The sequence below is a fragment of the Lysobacter sp. MMG2 genome (assembly GCF_016735495.2).
In the GTDB taxonomy this organism is placed as follows: domain Bacteria; phylum Pseudomonadota; class Gammaproteobacteria; order Xanthomonadales; family Xanthomonadaceae; genus Lysobacter_J.
The window spans coordinates 1-18,327 of record NZ_JAERQY020000001.1 but is presented as its reverse complement, the minus strand read 5'-3'; the positions used below and the strand labels follow the sequence as shown (position 1 = coordinate 18,327).

Sequence of the window (18,327 nt, the reverse complement as noted above, 5' to 3'; positions counted from 1 at the left end):
GGAGGAATCGCCATGCATCGCCAGGCTGACTCACAACGCGAATGCTGTTCCGACGAGGCCTGCTATTCCGGCCTGCGCAACCGCTACTTCGAAGGCAAGCGCCTTACCGCGGACGCCTTCCGGGTCGAACAGGATTACCTCATCGACCGCCGACGCCTGCTCAATCGCGCCATCCACGGGTGGGGCGTCGTATACGGCTTCGCGATCAAGGCGCCACGCGCAGAGCAGGGCGAGGGTAGGGCGCTCGGGATCGGATCCGGGCTCGCACTGGACGCCTGCGGCCGCGAGCTGGTTCGAGTGCGCGCGGGCGCGGTGGGACTGGATGCGGTGGTCGTGCTCGACGCGAAGGGCAGGCGCGTATCGCCGGACGATCCGGATCGACGCGACGAGAAGGAACCGTCGCACGATCGCGCAGAGTGCGATGACGACTGCTGGCTGCTGAGCGTGCACTACGCCGAACAGCCGATGGATCCGGTCGACCTCCACGACCCGTGCAGCTGCGAGCGCAAGGAATGGGACCACGTGTGCGAGACGGTGCGGTTCTCGCTGAGGCCCATCCGCTGCGACGCGTGCTGCGCTACTGAAGAGTGCGGGCTGGCCTGCGAATGCGGCACCGGCCCGTGCTGCGATGAGCATGCGAACGACAAAACCGCGCGGGAGGCTGAGCGCAGCGCGACGCACAAGCCAAGGCAACCGGTGCAGCGCGGCGGCTGCCGCTGCCTGTGCGACCACCTCACGGGCCTTCAACTCGACGAGGACTGCGGCTGCCTGACCGAAATCGACGAGCGATGCGGTCGCGTTCGCGTCGATCTGCACCACGGCGTGCCGCTGGCCTGCGTGAAGTTGCAGCGCGACGACTGCGGCAACTGGGGCTTCGGCGATGACGTGGAAGCCTGCGGTCCGCGACGACTGGTCAAACGCAACGATCTGCTGTTCGACCTGATCCGGGGCTGCGACCTCACGCGGATCAGCGCGATCGGTTGGGCGCCGTGGCATCGGCGGGACGCGCTCGTGGACTACGGCGACTTCCAGGCGTCGTTCGGCCAGGAAAATCCCGTCAAGAGCGGCCGCAACGTCACGCGCGACTACTGGGTCGAGTTCTCGCGCCCCGTGCGCGTGGACACCGTGAAGCCCGATTGCTTCTCCATGACGGTCACCATCGCCGAAGACGAAGCCGGTTGGGGAGAGTCGCGTCGCGTACCCATCATCGACGTCATCACTTCCGGCGGCCCGGACCCGCAACACATTACGCGCGCCGTGCTGGTGGTCGAAGCGGGCTGGGCGGAAGACGCCACGGTGAAGCGGCACAAGATCTTCAACAAGGACGAAGCGTTGGTGGAGATCGCCGTGTTCGGCGACTTCATCATCGACTGCAACGGACAGGCCGTGGATGCCAATGCCGTCGGCCTCCTGCCGGCCCCGACCGGAAACGGTACGCCGGGCGGCACTTTCCATTCGAACTTCCGTGTCGCGCAGAGCGACGCCTAAGGAGTTGCGCCATGACCACCACTCCCAAGCCCCTGGCGATCCACAAGGCCATGTCGACGCTGGTGCGGCCGAAGTTCGGTCCCGGCATGCTGCTCGAGCACGGCGACCTGGAACTGCTGCCTGCCTACACGCGCGAACTCAACCGGATGATGATCCGGTCGCTGTTCGGATGCGGCGTGGTCTGCGGGTTGCGCGTGGATGCGAGCGAGCACTGCGGCAAGGTCCGCATCACCGTCGAGTGCGGCCTGGCCATCGACTGCCAGGGCGACCCGGTGCATGTGCCGAAGCGGCAACAGTTCGAACTCGACAGCGAGTGCGATGCGAACGTTCCCGGTCCGCTCTGGGTCGTGCTGTGCGGGACCAGCAAATGCTGCGCGCCGAGGACGTCGATGTGCGCATCCGACGAAGACGACGAAGCACCGGCGCTGTGCACGCGCGAGCGCGACGCCTTCGAGATCCGCGTGCTCGACGCGCCGATGGGCTGCGGATGCCAGGAGTCGGCAGGCCGCGAGGCGTTTCGTGGCTCGGCATGCAAGTGCGCGGACCCGTCCGATCCATGCCACGCAGACCATTACGCCGGCAGATGCGGCTGCAAAGACGAAGGCTGCGACTGCTGCGATTGCGATTGCATCATTCTGGCGCGCATCGACGCGACGACCGAGCGCGACCGGCCGTGGCGAGCCGATCACAGCGTGCGGCGGTTCATCCGTCCGGTGCTGATGCGCGATCCGCTGGTGGAACAGGAGCAGGCGGCGCAGTCGCAACCGCAGGACGTCCAGGTTGCGGCAGCGAGGGCGACGACGGGCTCGCCGAAGCGAGGCCCGCGCTGATGCCGGCCCCGGGCACGTCATCGTCCGGGGTGTGACGCAGCGGAACGCGTGGAATGGACCGCGAACGCAAATCGGTGAAAGCTTCGACCGTCGAACGACGGCCCGTGGCGATCGCGCGCGCCCCCGTGGTGGCGGGCCGCGCGAGCGCGATCGGAACGGGCTTGCAGCAGCGCCTCGGCAACCGGGGCACGCAAGCCATTGCCGGCCAGATCTCCGCCAAATCCAGCGCGGGCATGGCCGCGCCGAACCATGCCACAACAGGCGCCTCGCTCTCGATCAGCCAGCCAGGTGACATCCTCGAACGCGAAGCGGACCACGTGGCCGACCAGGTCATGCGCATGGCGGAAGCACCGTCGGCACCGCATGTTTCGCACGCGGCCACCGACGCGACCATCCAGCGACGTTGCGCCAAGTGTGAGGAAGAGGAAGACCACACCCAGGTCCAGAGAAAGGAAGCGTCCGCCAATGCCGCACCGTTCAATAGCTCGCTGTCGGCCAGCATCAACGCGCTGACAGGCAAGGGCAGTGCGCTGCCCTCGTTCGCCCGGAACTTCTTCGAGCCACGATTCGGCGCCGACTTCGGTCAGGTGCGCATTCACGCCGGCACCGAGGCGGGAAACATCGCCCAGTCAATCAATGCCAGGGCATTCACGGTCGGCCAGAACATCGCTTTCGCGCCAGGCCAGTACGCGCCCCATTCCGAAGAAGGGCAGCGATTGCTCGCGCACGAACTGACCCACGTGCTGCAGCAGAAAGGCGCGAGCACCGGCACCGTGCAGCGCGACGACGAGCCCGGCGTGCAGCCGGAAGAACCCGCCACCGAAGCTGCGCCGACGTTCGTCCCCGAAGGGGTCGTGCTGGAGTTGCTGTATCTGCTGGAGCAGGAAGACCCGCCGGGACAGGAGGAGGAGCACGAAGAAGAATCCGGGGAGGAGCTCAGCGAAAGGGAGAGCCGCTTCCAGGAGGATCTGGACTACGCAACGACCTGGGTCGGACACGGCGCGAGTGCCGAGCGCAAGATCCTGATGCTTCGAAGCGAGGACTTCCGGCTTCAGAAGGCCGCCTACCACGATTCGGTCGTGAACTCCTTCGGCAGCGAGGAGTATCCGGAGGAAGAGTATCTGGCGTGGCTGATCGAAACCTACGACGCACCCTCCAATACCGAGGAGGACACGCTGGCCAGGTTCAAGGCCAACATGCTCAAGCCCGATCTCACCGATTCGAGCTTCATCGACGACGAACACATCCAGCAATGGGATGGCGGAAACGCCTTCCCGAACTTCGCCTGGAACATCATCCACCCGTTGGTGTCGCCTTCGACCGAACTGGTCGAGTCCACGAAGTCCAGGCAACGCGGCACGCAGGCGGCCTACTACGAAAGCTGGAACGACCTGGGCTGGGATCTTTACGGCAACGGCATTCCCGCGTCGTACAGCCGTTCGTTGGGCATCAAGGAGTATTCGACCGTCAAGAAGCGGTCGATCTCCAAGCTGCTGAAGATGCCCGACATTCCCTGGCTGTATGGGCATTTCGTGATGCATGAAGAAGTGCCTCTGCACACTGCCGTAATGAAGGCCTACACCACGGGCCTCACGGCGTACGTACTCGCATCGCTTGGACAGGCCGCCCTCGACAAGTGGTTGACGGCGTCCGCATTCCGGTGGAGCTACTTCGACGCTGCGGCCATAAGCGCCTTCCGCAAGTCGCATCCTTCCGGACTGCGCGCGATCGAGGACTTCTACAACTACGCACCCAGGGGGCTGGCCCTGGGCGCAACGCTCTCGGCCGCCAAGGTCAAGGCCGGCATTCAAACCAGCGGCGTCAATCCGTACCTGTTCCTCAGCAAGGTCAGCGCGGACGCTCAGGCGATCGGCCCGAATCTGATCAACCAGCTCAACGCATCCGAGTTGACGACGTTCGCGAACATACTGGCGAACGCCGACAGCAAGATCATTGCGCTGGAGCCTTCGATCCGACTGATGACCGCCGTGGAATGGTCCATCACGAAGGGATTCGCCGCGCAGGGCATCGTCGCGCTGCTCGGCAATCTCGACAAGATTCTTTGGGAGATCCTCGAGGAATATGTCAAGGACAAGGCGGTCAAGAAGGCCGTCATGACCGGCGTCGGATACCTGGGGCCGTGGGGGAGGGCGATCTCGATCATCTACAACCTGCTGGAACTGTTCGATGACGTCCGGGACAAGATTGAGCTTGCGCTGTTGATCAAGTCGTTTGTCGAGGTGCTGGATGAAGCCAAGCAGTCCAAGGGCGTGGTGCAGACCCAGCAGGCGTCGGCGAAATTGGCCCAGGTGTACGAGACGACGTTCCAACTGCTGATTCAGAAGCTGGGCCAGAAAGTGCTCTCCAAGGTCTCCGCATCCACGGCAAAGAGGCTGAAGGAGAAGAGACCCAAGGGCGAGAGGATGGGCGATGCGGAAAGAACCAACCTTCTTGAAGAAGCGCGTCGTGAGACGGACGCGAAGAAGCTCAAGCCCGAGTACCTGGAAGCGGAGTTCGCGACGGCGATCCGGTCTCCCGTAAGAGTGGTCGGAGACGCCATCGAAATCGAATTGCCCAATGGCCACCGATGGAAACGCCAACGGGGTGCAAAGGGCTGGTGCAGGGCATCGGAAGACTGCGTCGGCGACTTCCTCAATCCCGATATCACCGATGAACTGGACTTCTACACCAGGCGGCACCTGCCTGACGATTTCGATTACGACGGGTATCCATCCCTTGCGGTCGACGATATCCGCCTGCATCAGACGACCAAGGGTAACTTCGGTGAGGTGGCCTCCGACCACATGCTCGACAAGCAGTACGCCAACCTGGGCGGAATCACGCGCACCGAGAATCCGGACCGAGGCCCGGGCATCGACAACGTATGGATGCCAAAGGATCGAACCCACTTCGATTACACGATCTCCGAGACGAAGTTCGTTCAAGGGTTCGATGGAGATCTGCACACGGTGAAGATGGGCAAGTCGAGGAGCGGGCCGCAGTTGAGCGACAGCTGGATCACCGGAAGGAACTTCAACACGATGAAGCACAGGCTGGAGGAGGTTGTCGGAGAGGACATGGCCGGCCGGATACGTTCCTCCGTTCGCAAGAACCGCGTGGAGAGACTGTTGATCGTGGTGAATGAAACCGGAAGGACCTGGGTGTATGAAGTGGACAGTGGCGGAAAGGCGTACAGATTGAAGCCCGACTGACGTTGGCGCGGACGTTTCCTGGTGTCCTCGAACGAAGTCCTGTTTCGTTGTCCCAGAAGTGCGCACCGTCGGGATTCGCGATGATCCATGAGTCCGCCGCAGACCGTAAGACCGACCGTATCGAGCGGCGCCCGATTTCGCCCTCCATCGCGGCCCGACCGTCGAACGAGCGGGAGTCGTCGAGCGCAACAACGCTCAAGCAGCGTGTTGGCAATCAGGGAATTCGGAATGTGATGGACAGGGCGCGTCTGGCGCAGGCAGACGGGGATGCCCGTGATCCTGCCGAGCGACAAGGCCTGCAGTCGGAGCGTTTCAGGGGCGATGCCCGGCTGGAGAGCATCTTCGATGGAAAGGCGGAGCACTTCCTGCATTCCGGCGCGACGGGAGATGCGGTTCTCAAAGTCCAGCAGGCTTTGATGGACCTCGGGTTCCCGCTGCCAAAGTGGGGCGCGGACGGGAGCTTCGGCAATGAAACCGCAAGCGCGGTTTCAAGGTACAAGGCGCAAGCGGGGATCTCACCTTCCGATCCTGTCGTGGGATCACGGACGATCGCCGCGCTCGATGCGCAAATGCTGAAGCAGCCGCCGACACCGGCCTGCAACGACGGCCCCGTCAGCATGGAAGCAGAGCCGCTTCCGCCGATTCCACTGCCGAGCATCACCAGGATCAACGGCAATGAGCTGCTCGACGTGGTCAGGAAGCGGCAGGTGTCTCGTGCGCACATCCCGGAGAATCCGCCGTTGGGCGCGAACATTCCTGGCTTCGATAACTTGAAGCCGGTGAGCGTGCGCACGGAACCTGTTTTGCCGGAGCCGTGTTTCAAATGCATCGCGGATTGGGAACTGCCTCAACCCAGGTTCGAGATCTTCATCACCGTCGGCGATTTCTCGGATGAGCCGGACCGCAGTTTCCCCGTGCAGGATCAAAGTGTCTCGGGCTGCCCGTACGAAACGGGAGGAACATTCAAGAAGGTCATAAAACGAGTGATGCCCGAGGTCGAGCCGATGATTCTTGGTCAGGAATTGGAGCACTGGTCGGATTTCGTGCTCACTTACTCGCTGATCACGGGAAGGTTCCTGTCCAATGTCAGAAGGCTCACGCCGGAAAGAACGCATCTTCGGGGCAAGGACCATGACGATTGCGTCGGCAAGGTAGAGCGATTCCTCCTCGAAACGTCCACGTTCCCGTGGCAGCCTGCGATCTCCTACTACGGAGCGCTGTCCGGGTATCTGGTGGACCATGTCTACAGCGACACGACCACGAAGCGCGAAAGCGATCACTCCGCGGTATCGGTCCCTCCACGGGGCAAGAAGCCGGTGTTCCCCAACATCGACCACACGGTCAATCCCTTTACCTGCAAGGCCTTCTACCGCAAGTTCGACAAGACCATGTCCACAGGCCTGCCAGGCCCACCTTTCAGTTCGCTGATCGAAGACAAGGAGGCGTACATTCCGGCGAAGCGTCCCTGGAACAGCCTCTGAGTGCACGCGTCGCCACGGACGTCATTTCACGGAGCCCGTCCGCGATCCTCCAGATGCTTCACCGCTTCCGGCTGCGCAATCCATGGCTCCTCGCGCGCGCGATGCATCGCCTGCGTGCGCCGCGACAACTCCAGCTTCTCCAGGATGTGGTGCACGTGGTGCTTCACCGTGGACACGCTCAGGCACAGTTCTCGCGCGATTTCCTTGTTCGACAGGCCGCGCTCGATCAAGTGCATCACGTCGCATTCGCGCCGACTGAGCTGCTTGCCCGTCACGCCAGGGTCGTCGGGCGATTCATTCATCCGGAACAAGGCGCGTAACAGGCCGCACGAAATCTCGGCAGGGCAGGCGAGGCGGCCGTGCACCACGTCCGACAGCGCGTTGCACAGCTCTTCGATCGAAGCATCGCGCGGCACGTAACCGGTGAAGCCGGCCCGGCCGCAGCGGATGACGTTCTGACGCTGTTCGTCCAGCCCGAGTGCCACCAACAGGATGTCCGGGTGCGCCTGCGCGATCGCGCGCACCTCCGACAGGTCGATGCCCTGCGTGACATCGATCAGCATCAGATCGACGTCGTGCGCCTGGATGGCGGCGTGCAGATCAGCGAATGCGTTGACAACGGCGCGAACGTCAACGCCGCGGCGGGAGGCGAGCGAAGCCGCCAGGCCATCGCCCAGGAGTCGCACAGGGGTGAATACCAGCAGGTTCATCTGACAACCCAGGCTTGGCTCTTCACCGCAGCGGCCTTCGTTGAAACCGCGTCGGCACAGAAGCGGAAAAAGCGGTGTTCGCGATCTCGCGACGGGCCGATACGGCCCGGACTAGCGTTCTTGAGTGAATTCACGAAGGTCATGGCATCGCCTTCCGTGGCCAGGTTCACGCCGCTGCGGGCGCACCTGTTGGTGGTGCGGATCGAGGCAGTATCGAGCGCGAAGTCGGCGTCAACGCTCGCTACCTACAACGCCACTTTCGCCCCTAAGCGGAAATCCTGCGCGGCGAGTATTGATCGCCATGCAGCGCAAAGCCCTCTGTTTTGCCCGTCTGAACCGGGTTTGGTGGGACAGGGGTACCGTGATTCACCAATTGTGGACACGTTTGGTATCGGGGCTACTTCTGGTCGCTTCTGTGGCTGGCCGCCGCGTGAGCCAGTCCCGTCACCACGCCCAGCGATGCATTGCCGGCCACCAGTTCGGCGTCCGGGAAGATCTCTTTGACGAGCAGCGGCACGTAAGGCGAGCGTGACATGCCGCCTGTGAGATAGACCGTCTCCGGCGGTGCGTTCAGTTCGGCACGGGCACGCTCCATCAACGAGCGCAACTGGAACAGGAAGGGCGTTGCCGCGTCGCTCAATCGTTGCGCATCGATGTGCGCGAGCAGACCGGCCTCTATGAAGTCGAGCCCCAGCGTCACGTTGCTGGCTTCGCTCAGTCGAATCTTGGCGCGCTCGACGGCGCGATTCAGGCGCACGGTGTGACCTGCTTCCTTCAAGGTCTCAAGCCGATGGCCATAGGGAGCGACGACGTGCTCGAACGACGTCTCGCGAAACTTCGCCTGGCGTTGCAGATCCTGCACGGCCGACGCCTCGTAGAACCGATGCACCGGCGTGTCCGTCACTCCCTTGCCGAACAGCGGCATGACGCTGCGCATGCTCAACTCGATGTCCACGTCGGTGCCGCCGACCGGCTCGCCCCATGAACCATGCACGATGGGCGCAGCCCCTGGCCCGCCGACATCGGCAACGGCCATGTCCGTCGTTCCGCCACCGATATCGAGGATCAACGTCCGGCGAGGGCGTTCGCTGCCCTGGTGATAGCCATACGCCGCCGCGGCCGGCTCTTCGAGGAATTCGACTTCGTCAAAGCCGGCGGCATACGACGCGTCCGTGAGGATCTCCAGTGCCTGCACTCCGCCAGCCTCCTTCATGGAGCTGCGAAAACGCACCGGACGCCCCAGAATCGCCGCCCTAACGTCGCAACCGAGCTGGGCGCTGGCGGTGAGCCGGATGTGCCGGAGCAACTGCGTGGCGATGCCCAGCAACGTGTCGCGCGCACGTGCTTCCAGCCTGTAGCCCAGCATCGACTTCGGCGAAACCACCAACTGGCCTGCGCTGCCCTCGATGAAGGCATCGACCGCTTCCTCGCCGTACAACGCCCGCTGCAGGTCCGCGCCTTCCAGCATCGCCTTGCGCATCTCCTCGGCGGCCCAGCGGCGGCGCACGAGCGCGCGAGCATCCCTTTCCAGTTCCAGATCCGTTCGAACGCGAGGCGAGGGGATCATGTTCAGCTCATGGGTCCGCTGCGGTTCCGGCCGCCTCATCGCTTCTTCGCGACGTGCGCGGAGCTCCGCATGTCGCTTGGACTGGTCTCGCCGGAACTCGCCGGTCAGCTTCTGGATCTCGTCCTGCAGGGCGTCGGTGAGCTCGAACTCGGACAGGTCCGGAAGCCGCTGCGGAAAGAACACGGTGGTCCGAAACTGCTGGTCGGCACCGAACTGGATCAACTGCAATTTGCCCTCGATGACGGCGCCGGCAGCCGAATAGCTCGTGCCGAAATCAATCCCAATGCGCATCTGGTGCTGAACTCTGTGGCGGATTGATGGCATTTTGCCGTGAAGGGGGTTGATGGTTCCAACGAATCGGGTCGGAAGATCGTCGCGGAGCCCCGGATTACGGCGATAGCGAAGCCGGACGGGGGGTGTCTGCGCGTCGTTGACCGCCGGTCCTTTTTTGCTACGCTCGTCTCAGTCCTGAGGGGGATGGATGGAGCGATGCGACAAGGAATGCTGCTGCTCGCCGCACTGATGTGCGGCAGCGCTTCGGCGCAGGTGGTGAATAAGTGCATGGGGAAGGGCGGGGCAGTGCACTACTACAGCGGCCCTTGTCCGGCTGGCTATCAGCACGCCAAGACTTGGGATGCAACGCCGGAACAGCCGCCCACCAATGAAGAACTCTGGCGGCGCTACTACCAGCGAAAGCAGGGCGAGGCCGATTCGCGCTATTTGTCCGGCTTGGCCGGCACAAGCTCGGGGGCGGTAGGTCATCGTGTGCGCGCGGATGGCGCCCGAAGTGCCTCGGCGTGCGACGCCGCCAAGGCATCTCGCGAAAGCACTCTGGCGGCTGTAGGCATGCGCCGCACTTACGAACTACTTCAGCAACTTGACGACAGCGTGCGCGAGGCGTGCAAATGACCTTGAGCAATGATTCGGAGGGGGCGTGATCAACATAACTGCACACGATTTGGGCGGCACCGCCCAGAGCGCTAGGATCAACCGACATCCTGACGAATGCCCATGGTGCCATCGCCACGTCCACGCCAAGTTCCTCGGCGCCTACGTGTCTGTACGTAACGCATCCTTGCAAGCAGTTCATCGGTGCACGTCGGCAGAATGCGAGTTAGTTTTTGTTGCCAACTACCGCATTACGAGCATGGGCACCACGCAGGGAACCACGGGAACACTCAGTAGCGTTGAGCCATGGAAGCCCAAAGCTGTATCGATTCCAACGTTGGTCGCCAACATCTCTCCGAGTTTTTCCGCTATTAGCCAGCAGGTTGAGGCAGCGAAGAGTGCCGGCCTAGATCAATTGGTCGGCATCGGGCTCAGAAAAGCTCTTGAGTTCCTTGTCAAGGACTTCGCGATCTCAGGTAATCGAGAAGCTGCCGACGACATCCGGTCTCAAACGTTGTCGGCATGTATCAATAACTACGTCCTGGACGAGAACGTGAAGCAGTGTGCGGCGCGCGCAGCATGGCTGGGTAATGACGAGACTCATTACTTGCGCAAGTGGGACACAAAAGATGTGGAGGATCTGAAGGTGTTGGTCCAATTGACGACAAACTGGATCGATAACGTATTGCTGACTAGGAAGTACCTGGCGGAGATGCCGAAGTCATAGGATTGGTGGGAACCTCTACGAGGCGACGGTTCCCCGGTGGCGAATCTCAGCCAGTTCGATGACGACTACCTTGAGCAGCTCCATCTTGTCGCGCCACATCAGGCCGCGCAGGCGTTCGACGGTCATGCGTTGGCCGTCCTCGGAAACGAGATTGCGGCCTCGCAGCCGCCATCCGTTCCAATCGCCGTCGAAATCGACGTCAGTCATGCAGCCCCCCTGTGCCAAAAGCCGAATCCCAGCTTGGGAAGGCAAGAGCTGTGCCGCAAGGCGAAAAGTCTGAGTCGCGCCAGCCAGCCCCTGCGGCGAATTGACATAATATGCATTATGCGAAGTAATGTGATCGTTGGGGTCGCCGCCGTTGCCGGGATCGCTGTTTTTGATAGGTTCTGATCGAAGAAATTGGTAGATCACCCGTTGTCTGCCAACAAGAATTCGTCCCCTTCGCGTCCGACAAACCGCTCCGTCGCGACCAAGAAGCGCCCCAGCTGCCACGGTGCACTGTGTAGGATCGGAAGCGTTCGCCGTCACTCCAGGCGCGCAGATTTCAAGATCGAGGCGTCCCATGAACTGGGATGGATCACGTCACCGCGGTCTCGCCGAGCGCTAAATCCAGCGCCCAGTTCGCTGGCGCCATTCGGCTTTCGTTGTCGCCGTGACCTCACTCGGGGCCACTCGTTCCTCGCGAAGCCAGGTGTTCTTCGCCGCCCATTGCGGCCCACCACGACCACTAAAGCGAGCCAGTAACGTCAACTAAGGCGTCCCAGAAAGGTCCAGCGCCACGAACAGTGATCCATGAAGGAACCAGCGCCGACTGATGCGTCCCATGAAGAGCGCCGATCAACCCTCCAGAACGAAATCTGAGTGCTCAGCTGCCCGCTAGCCCAGCAGATTTCAATCTGGGTCGCTGGTCGGTTGCGGTGATGTGCGCTCGGGGCGCCTAGATCCAGCGCCCAGTACGTTGGCGCCATTCGAACTTCGTTGTTGACGTGACTGCACTCGGGTCCGCTTGCGCCTCACGAAGCCAGGCAACGTACTCGAGCCATGCCGAGCCAGGAATGGCTGGGCGCCCGTCAGGCCCCTTGAACACTGTCTGCGCGCCGGTGAACGTCCAGAATGCCTCGTAATGCTCACCCGGGATCTCGTCCTGATAGATGAAGCCTTGAGGTTGCGCGAGGGCCTCTAGTGCGTCGAGCATTTGGGTTCTCATTGCCCACCTCTCATTGGACGCAAGTAGCCGTCGTACTGTCGAGCGGCGGCACGTGAAACCGGAGCCGGAATGAGAGTACTCCTAAGACATCGAATGAAACAACGATCCGTCGACTGCTGCAGCCCTTCGTGATCGGCGATGGATGTGCGCGTGCGCCCATAAAGTGGGATCTTTCAACCGCGCGAAGGTTGCCATCCTCCGCTTCCAGCTGGCGATTAGAGATGTGGTTCTCACTGCCGCTTGCCGACAAATTGGTGCCCCCGGTCGGACTCGAACCGACACCGGCCGCTTATCTGGCGCTAAGGGATATGAATCCGCTGCTCTCACCATTGAGCTACGGGGGCGTGATCTCAGGGATCACGCCGGTATTCGGAATGCCGCTCGCGACAGGAGGTGCATCGCTGAAGGCTAGCACGCGCTATGCTGCGCTCCAGTTTCAGACCGAACCACGGCAAGGTGATGTCAAATCACATCACTCCTGCTCGAAGGCGCCGCAGCGGCGCACTCATTGTGACCTCATCAATAGAAGTCGCAGCGGCTGCGCTGATAGGCGTCGTACGCCCGAGCGACGTCCTCGTCCGTCAGTGGTTGACAGCCAAGCCGGTGGCTGATGCGGTAGGCGACCCGGTACCAGGGAGCGAAGGCCTCAAACGGGACCTCCAGGTTCGACTTGGCCAGCTCGTGCTCCGGCGACATCGTGTACTGGTCAATGTCCAAACCCTTCACAGCCACAACCTTGGCATCGGCCGCACGTGCGGCGTCCAGAGGCGCGCCGACGAACTGGGAAAACGCGCTGGCCCAAACAAGGCGCTCGCGCTCAGTCAGTTGATACCAGCGAAACAGCGTGTCCGATGGCGAACTCATCCTGTTGACCTCTGCACGACGTAGCTAGCTTCTTAGTTTGGACCAGTGCGGATCGATTCGACCGGTAGCGGCCATCCACGCCATCCGAAGCGCCCTCGCGTCGACCAAAGCGTTATGGCGGCGCTTGGCCTGTTCGGGATGCGCCGCAAACCAGTCTTCAAGCAGCACTGTTGTAAGCCCTTCGCGACCCATCAGTGTCATCACTGGGGAGGGAATCGGGCCACAAGCCGCAGCGTGTTCGTCTGGCAGATCGAAGCCTGCCAATACGTACTTGAGCAACTGCAGGTCGATTGGGTAGTCCGCCAACACATAAGACTGGCGAATGCTGAAAAGGAAGCGTCGTAGCGCCGTCGTCATCTCCGCATCCGACATGGCAACCGTGCCGCGATCGAGGCTCGGATACACCGCGTGGCGCACGAAGTCCGTAGCGAATGATGGCAGTGGATCCCTTTCGGCATAGAACTCACGCTCGCCATCCTCGCTGACTAAAGCAATGCTGACGAGCTCTGAGCCCATCACGTCGGCCCACTCGGTGTCGAGAAACAAGTAGGTTGGTCCGATCACAGCAAGCTCCTAAGCTTGGCATGGTGTGTCCGGGACGGTGCAGTTCAGCCCTTTCCAAGTACCACTGCCTTCCACGTCGCTCGAAATGCTTCGTGCTCCTTCAAGGACATCGCGCGATCGCCCTCTTCAGGTAATGTGATGTTCCTGGGCTCCAAGTGCGTGAAGTCGCCGTGCGAGCCTATCGAGAGTGGGAGCGCACACCGTGTAGTGCCCGTCGATCAGCGCCAAGTAGCCAATTCAGCTCCAACCGTCGCTGTCGGTAGCAACTAGCACGCTGTTCATGCCTGTAGCCTATCTAGTTTGGTCAATCGAACCATACGATTTGGTACTGGCCGCACTACTCATTCTTCTTTTTTGCCTAAGGATATCTTAGTCACTATACGCTGAGCCGACCTGGTTGGAAGGGGCTGGTCGCTTCCCTGCGCCACGCAGACTTCGTCACATCACGTGATGTGACGAAGTGAATGTCACCGGCCGGCGTCCAGCCGTGAGCGTTCTACGGGCGGCGTCGCGTTGCGCCCGCCTTGCGCCTTGTCGGGGGCGGGGCCGTACTGGCCTGGAGCAGCGCCGCCTGCAGGGTCGTCGACAAGGAGCCCAGCTGGGCAAAGTGCGCCTCGAATGCATCGGCCCGAGCACGTTGCGCCGCGGCCTCCCGTTGCGCCTCGGTGGTCGCGGTCCGAAGCACGGTGTGTTCGTGCTGCAACTCCTGGCGCTCGGCCGCATGATCGCGCTCTTGCGTGGCGAGCTGTCCCCGCAGTTGCCTGATTTCCTGTCGCGCGCGATCCACCTCGGCGTGCGTGCGATTCTCCACGGCACGCACGTGCAAAACTTGCGCATCCCGCTCTCGCGTGATCGCCTCCTCCCGCTCTATCACGCGCGCCTGCAGGCCGGCGAGCTCGGCGTCTACGCGCTCGGCGCGCAGGTGCGCGGCGTCGCGTTGCGCCCCCAGGTCGCGCAGTTGTTCGGCCTGCACATCGCAGGTGCGTTGCACGTCGGACAGGCGCTGGTCGGCGGTGGCCAGTTGCTGTTGCGCTTCCTCGGCGATGGCGACGTGCTGCTGAATCTGCGCCTGCCAGCCGAGTGTTTGCTCGTCGAGTTCGGTGCGTGCCTTGTCGAGCCGAGCACGCTCCTCGGCGATGGCCCGTTCGGCTTCGACGCGGGCGGCGGTCAGCGCTAGCTCCCACCATTGCGCGGCCAACGCGACGACCGCGTCGGGCGCCGCCGGCAGCGCGACCTTCGCGGCCTGCGCGGTCAGCCGCGCGCCCAAGGTTTGCCACCACGTCTCCAGCCAGCGCGTGACGGTGTTCGGCGAACCGGTACCCAGGTACGCGCGGACGCGTTCCACCGTCGGCCGTTCGCCGACGGCGACCAGCGCATCGGCGGCGCCGTGCACGCCGGATTCGGTGATGCCTCGCGCCATAGAAGCGCCTCCTACTGGGCTGCCCTGCTCTGTTGACACGTACTGGCGATAAGTGATGATTATCGCCAGTACGCGTCCTAATTCATAATGTACATTACATAGTATGAAGCGAAATAGCACGCTGCTCGCCTTGCCAGCGACGGCTGCAAACCTGGCGCTACCCGACCAGCTGGCGCAGCAGGCAGCCGCCGCCGTGCGCGAACTCCTCGCCGAAGCGGCCGCCGCCAACACCACGCGCAGCTACGCCACCGCCCTGCGCTACTGGGCCGGCTGGCACCAAGCCCGATTCAGCATCGATCTGACTCTGCCAACCAGCGAGGCCGTGGTGATCCAGTTCTTGGTTGACCACATCCAGCGCAAGAACAAGAACGGACTGGTCAGCGAGCTCCCGCCAGCAATAGATCAAGCGCTGGTCGCGGCCGGTCTCAAGGCCAAGGTAGGGCCGCTGAAGTTGTCGACCGTGGTCCAGCGCGTGGCTGTGCTGTCCACCGCCCATAAGCTCAAGCGCTTGGCCAACCCGTGTGAGCTGCCCAGCGTCCGCACGCTGCTAAGCCGGGCCCGGCGTGCTGCGGTCAAGCGCGGCGAGCGGCCCAGCAAGAAGACCGCAATCACCCGTACCGAACTGGAGGCGATGTTGGCCACCTGCGACGACAGCCTGGAAGGCCTGCGCGACCGTGCCCTGCTCTGCTTCGGCTTCGCCAGCGGCGGTCGCCGGCGCAGCGAGATCGCCGCTGCGGACCTGCGCGACCTGCGCAAAGTCGGCGAAGACGGCTACATCTATCGGCTGGAGTATTCCAAGACCCAGCAGGGTGGTGTCACTGTGGACTCGACTCCGGACAAGCCTATCCTGGGTCGCAGTGCCGAGGCGCTGGCTGCTTGGCTCGATGCAGCGGGAATTCACGAGGGAGCGATCTTTCGGCGGGTTTGGAAGGGACGGGTCGGCCCTGCCCTCCTCTCGGGCTCGGTGGCAACGATCGTGAAGCGACGGGCCAAGCTGGCGGGGCTGGAGGGGGACTTTGGGGCGCACAGCTTGCGGTCGGGGTTCGTTACCGAGGCGGGGAAGCAAGGTGTCCCTCTGCCGGCGGTGATGGCGATGACCGAGCACCGTTCGGTGGCGAGCGTGCTTGGGTATTTTCAAGCAGGAGCTGCTGAAGACAATCCGGCGGCACGATTGCTTAAATAGAAGGCTGAACCTTTGTAATGAAGCCCTCGCCCATGCCGTTCGACTACGTTGCCGCCTTTCCGCTGCACGCCGATCTTATTCCCGAGCGGCTGCGCAACCTGCTGATGCCCGTTGGCCTCAACCCCCGGGAGGCCGTCGAGGTCGCCCGCATGTATGAGGCACCGGACTGCGATCTCAACGAGGAAGTCCTCTATCTCCAAATGGCCGTGGTCCAGGATGGTAGCGACGCGCCACTGGATGTTCTCAATGAAGCCGGGCATGGCGTTGTCGCCTATTCTGTACCGTTCGATGGAAGAGGAAACGCTGCGGAGTATCAACCTTCCCTATCGGGGCACGACTACATCGTCGCGTCCTGGGGGAGCGGTTCCTTCTACACATATCATCTGGCCGAAAAGGTCTGGATGACCTTGGGGCTGACTCCCCGCTGCATCGGCAACGACCACCAGAAGCTCATTTATGACGATCTTGGCCTGCCGGATTTCGCCGTGGCGCAGGGCGAAATTTCCAACGAGTACTTCTGGAGGTCGACTCGCAATATTCATTGGTCGATGTCCAATGAATACCTGAGGAAGTATCTATGGTTGCGATCGGCGCGCGGGGTCAGGGCGATCTACTACAAGAAGAAGCTCCCCGATCACCCCGAGATCCGTAGGCTGATGGGCGCCGAAGGACATATCGATCTAAAGCCTGAGACAGGGCCTGTCTGGTACAACCTAGATATTCGTGAGTACAAGAGCGGATTGCTGCTCCAAGTATGGGCTTCGGTGGCAGCCGTATCGTGCGAACTCTGCCCCGAGCAAAGCGCGGATGGCATCGTCTGGCCGGGGGATACGGAACCTATGACTTCCGAGTGCGCCAACGCACTGATGTCCCGGAAGCTGGTCTTCTTGGACGACCGGTTCCTTGAACGATACGAGCAAAGCACCTTCTACGACACAGCGCCTGTCCGGATCGAAGGAGTATGGCATTGCAGCCCTTCCTATAAGGGTCAATGGGGCTTTACGGATTGCGTCCGTGTCGGGCGCAACCTGGTCAGGGTCTCAATGCGCGAGTTGTATAAGCCGAAACCCGGTCGCGAGATCGTTCATGCATACGAGCACGCACTCGGTCGCGACGAGATCGCGCATATGGACATGAATGCCGAGCACATCGTTGCGAAGACACAACGTCTTCTCGACCAGATTATCATTCTCGGCGACAACCTCTCGCATCTTGGTGCCAGCACTGGGCTACAGAAGACCGCCGAAGAAATGACTGGATTTTCCCGCAAGGAGCTGGCCGATAACGGTTGGATGGCGTATCAGAACTTGTGCAAGCTAGCGCAGGTCGCGCCGTTGGACATGACCCAGCAGGCATTTCTTTCGAGGTGCAAGCAACTCCATGAGATCCTGCAGAAGATTCCCAATGGCTATTTGAAGTCGTTGCTGGAGAAGGCCGGCTGCCCTCGTAGCAAGCTCAACGACCTCGGGCTCTTGAAACTGCTGGAGGCGCAGTTGAATGTTCTGCAGCGACTGAACGACGACGAAGACTCCCTAGATGCCTTCGAATCGCAACGGGAGCCGGACGGATGGGCTGCCAGGAACCCACTTATGGCGCCGCTGTTCCTGAACAATGACCTTCGCGTTGCGGACGCGCACGAGGCGGTCGGGAGGTGCATTCAGACGCTCCAGGACATGGGCTTTGACACCGGCCAATTGAGTGACGGCTATGGGTTGGCCCTAGACTTCGTGATGGATGGCGTAATTCGCGCCCTTGAGTCCATCAATTCCGCCATAGGGCAGTTGCTGGAGCGCCAACGCCGGTGAACGCAGCCCTCCGAGCCCAGCTGGCCGTATTCGAGTCGTAAGCTCCCCCACCTGCCACAGAAGTTAAAAGTAGAACTTTCTGGCATGTTTCCGCCAGGAGGTTGCGATGAAGACTTCGAAGTTCACCGAGACGCAGATCGTCTCGATCCTCAAGCAGGCCGACGCCGGGGTGCCGGTGAAGGACACCTGTCGCCAGGCCGGCATCAGCGTGGCGACCTATTACAAGTGGAAGAGCAAGTACGGCGGACTTGAAGCCTCCTGTAGCGTCCTCGCTTTTTCGAGTCAGTCGAAAGTAGAGGTGTTCGGCGAGTGTGCCATTGCGTAGTGGACGGGTGAAAGCCCGCCCAGTGAACGATGCGGGCGGTGATGGTTGTAGCGGTG

16 protein-coding genes, 1 tRNA gene and 1 pseudogene are annotated in these 18,327 nt (G+C 62.1%); 9 read left to right on the top strand and 9 right to left on the bottom strand.

The window, feature by feature from the left end; genetic code table 11:
• The first annotated feature begins 12 nt into the window (after nt 1-12).
• From JI752_RS00090 to JI752_RS00075, 4 genes are all read left to right on the top strand, one after another.
• The gene (locus tag JI752_RS00090; RefSeq protein WP_216957799.1) at nt 13-1,488 is read left to right on the top strand and encodes a hypothetical protein; all 1,476 of its coding nucleotides are present in this window, start codon (nt 13-15) and stop codon (nt 1,486-1,488) included.
• An 11-nt stretch (nt 1,489-1,499) separates the two neighbouring features.
• Complete coding sequence (locus tag JI752_RS00085; protein ID WP_216957797.1) at nt 1,500-2,318, top strand: hypothetical protein; 819 nt, start codon at nt 1,500-1,502, stop codon at nt 2,316-2,318.
• Between the two features lie 53 nt (nt 2,319-2,371).
• Entirely contained in the window at nt 2,372-5,530 is a 3,159-nt protein-coding gene (locus JI752_RS00080) for a DUF4157 domain-containing protein (RefSeq protein ID WP_216957795.1), read from the top strand.
• A gap of 80 nt (nt 5,531-5,610) precedes the next feature.
• The gene (locus tag JI752_RS00075; RefSeq protein WP_216957793.1) at nt 5,611-7,011 is read left to right on the top strand and encodes a peptidoglycan-binding domain-containing protein; all 1,401 of its coding nucleotides are present in this window, start codon (nt 5,611-5,613) and stop codon (nt 7,009-7,011) included.
• Nucleotides 7,012-7,037: 26 nt separating this feature from the next.
• Here the strand turns inward: JI752_RS00075 and JI752_RS00070 are convergent, their stop codons facing one another.
• From JI752_RS00070 to JI752_RS00060, 3 genes are all read right to left on the bottom strand, one after another.
• Nucleotides 7,038-7,721: a response regulator transcription factor gene (locus JI752_RS00070; protein WP_216957791.1), complete on the bottom strand. Its 684-nt coding sequence runs from the start codon at nt 7,719-7,721 to the stop codon at nt 7,038-7,040.
• Complete coding sequence (locus JI752_RS00065) at nt 7,718-7,891, bottom strand: hypothetical protein (RefSeq protein ID WP_216957789.1); 174 nt, start codon at nt 7,889-7,891, stop codon at nt 7,718-7,720. Before JI752_RS00065 ends, JI752_RS00070 begins: the two co-directional genes overlap by 4 nt.
• Nucleotides 7,892-8,118: 227 nt before the next feature.
• Nucleotides 8,119-9,579: an Hsp70 family protein gene (locus JI752_RS00060; RefSeq protein ID WP_216957787.1), complete on the bottom strand. Its 1,461-nt coding sequence runs from the start codon at nt 9,577-9,579 to the stop codon at nt 8,119-8,121.
• A 210-nt stretch (nt 9,580-9,789) separates the two neighbouring features.
• Between JI752_RS00060 and JI752_RS00055 the strand changes: the two genes are divergently transcribed.
• On the top strand, nt 9,790-10,197 hold the full coding sequence (locus tag JI752_RS00055; RefSeq protein ID WP_216957786.1) for a DUF4124 domain-containing protein: 408 nt from the start codon (nt 9,790-9,792) through the stop codon (nt 10,195-10,197).
• A 238-nt stretch (nt 10,198-10,435) separates the two neighbouring features.
• Nucleotides 10,436-10,903, top strand: a complete 468-nt coding sequence (locus JI752_RS00050; RefSeq protein WP_216957783.1) for a DUF4145 domain-containing protein — start codon at nt 10,436-10,438, stop codon at nt 10,901-10,903.
• Between the two features lie 15 nt (nt 10,904-10,918).
• Here JI752_RS00050 and JI752_RS00045 read toward each other — a convergent pair whose 3' ends face one another.
• The 6 genes from JI752_RS00045 to JI752_RS00020 all read right to left on the bottom strand — a co-directional run bounded on the left by JI752_RS00045 (nt 10,919) and on the right by JI752_RS00020 (nt 14,958).
• Nucleotides 10,919-11,110, bottom strand: coding sequence for a DUF3653 domain-containing protein (locus JI752_RS00045; RefSeq protein ID WP_216957775.1), 192 nt, complete (start codon nt 11,108-11,110; stop codon nt 10,919-10,921).
• A 730-nt stretch (nt 11,111-11,840) separates the two neighbouring features.
• Nucleotides 11,841-12,098 (bottom strand): hypothetical protein, encoded by a 258-nt coding sequence (locus JI752_RS00040; protein ID WP_216957773.1) that lies wholly within the window; start codon nt 12,096-12,098, stop codon nt 11,841-11,843.
• A 264-nt stretch (nt 12,099-12,362) separates the two neighbouring features.
• Nucleotides 12,363-12,454, bottom strand: a tRNA-Ile gene (locus JI752_RS00035).
• Between the two features lie 175 nt (nt 12,455-12,629).
• Complete coding sequence (locus JI752_RS00030; protein ID WP_216957771.1) at nt 12,630-12,974, bottom strand: hypothetical protein; 345 nt, start codon at nt 12,972-12,974, stop codon at nt 12,630-12,632.
• 24 nt (nt 12,975-12,998) lie between these two features.
• Nucleotides 12,999-13,538 carry a hypothetical protein gene (locus JI752_RS00025; RefSeq protein ID WP_345777305.1) on the bottom strand — a complete coding sequence of 180 codons (540 nt, stop codon included), beginning with the start codon at nt 13,536-13,538 and terminating at the stop codon, nt 12,999-13,001.
• Between the two features lie 496 nt (nt 13,539-14,034).
• Nucleotides 14,035-14,958: a DNA-binding protein gene (locus JI752_RS00020; RefSeq protein WP_216957768.1), complete on the bottom strand. Its 924-nt coding sequence runs from the start codon at nt 14,956-14,958 to the stop codon at nt 14,035-14,037.
• A 103-nt stretch (nt 14,959-15,061) separates the two neighbouring features.
• Between JI752_RS00020 and JI752_RS00015 the strand changes: the two genes are divergently transcribed.
• The 3 genes and pseudogenes from JI752_RS00015 to JI752_RS00005 form a co-directional block, all read left to right on the top strand.
• Nucleotides 15,062-16,141: a site-specific integrase gene (locus JI752_RS00015; protein WP_216957766.1), complete on the top strand. Its 1,080-nt coding sequence runs from the start codon at nt 15,062-15,064 to the stop codon at nt 16,139-16,141.
• Between the two features lie 32 nt (nt 16,142-16,173).
• Nucleotides 16,174-17,946, top strand: a complete 1,773-nt coding sequence (locus tag JI752_RS00010; protein WP_216957764.1) for a hypothetical protein — start codon at nt 16,174-16,176, stop codon at nt 17,944-17,946.
• Between the two features lie 106 nt (nt 17,947-18,052).
• Nucleotides 18,053-18,205 (top strand): annotated as a pseudogene (locus JI752_RS00005) (transposase); the annotation flags it as partial.
• Nucleotides 18,206-18,327: the final 122 nt, after the last annotated feature.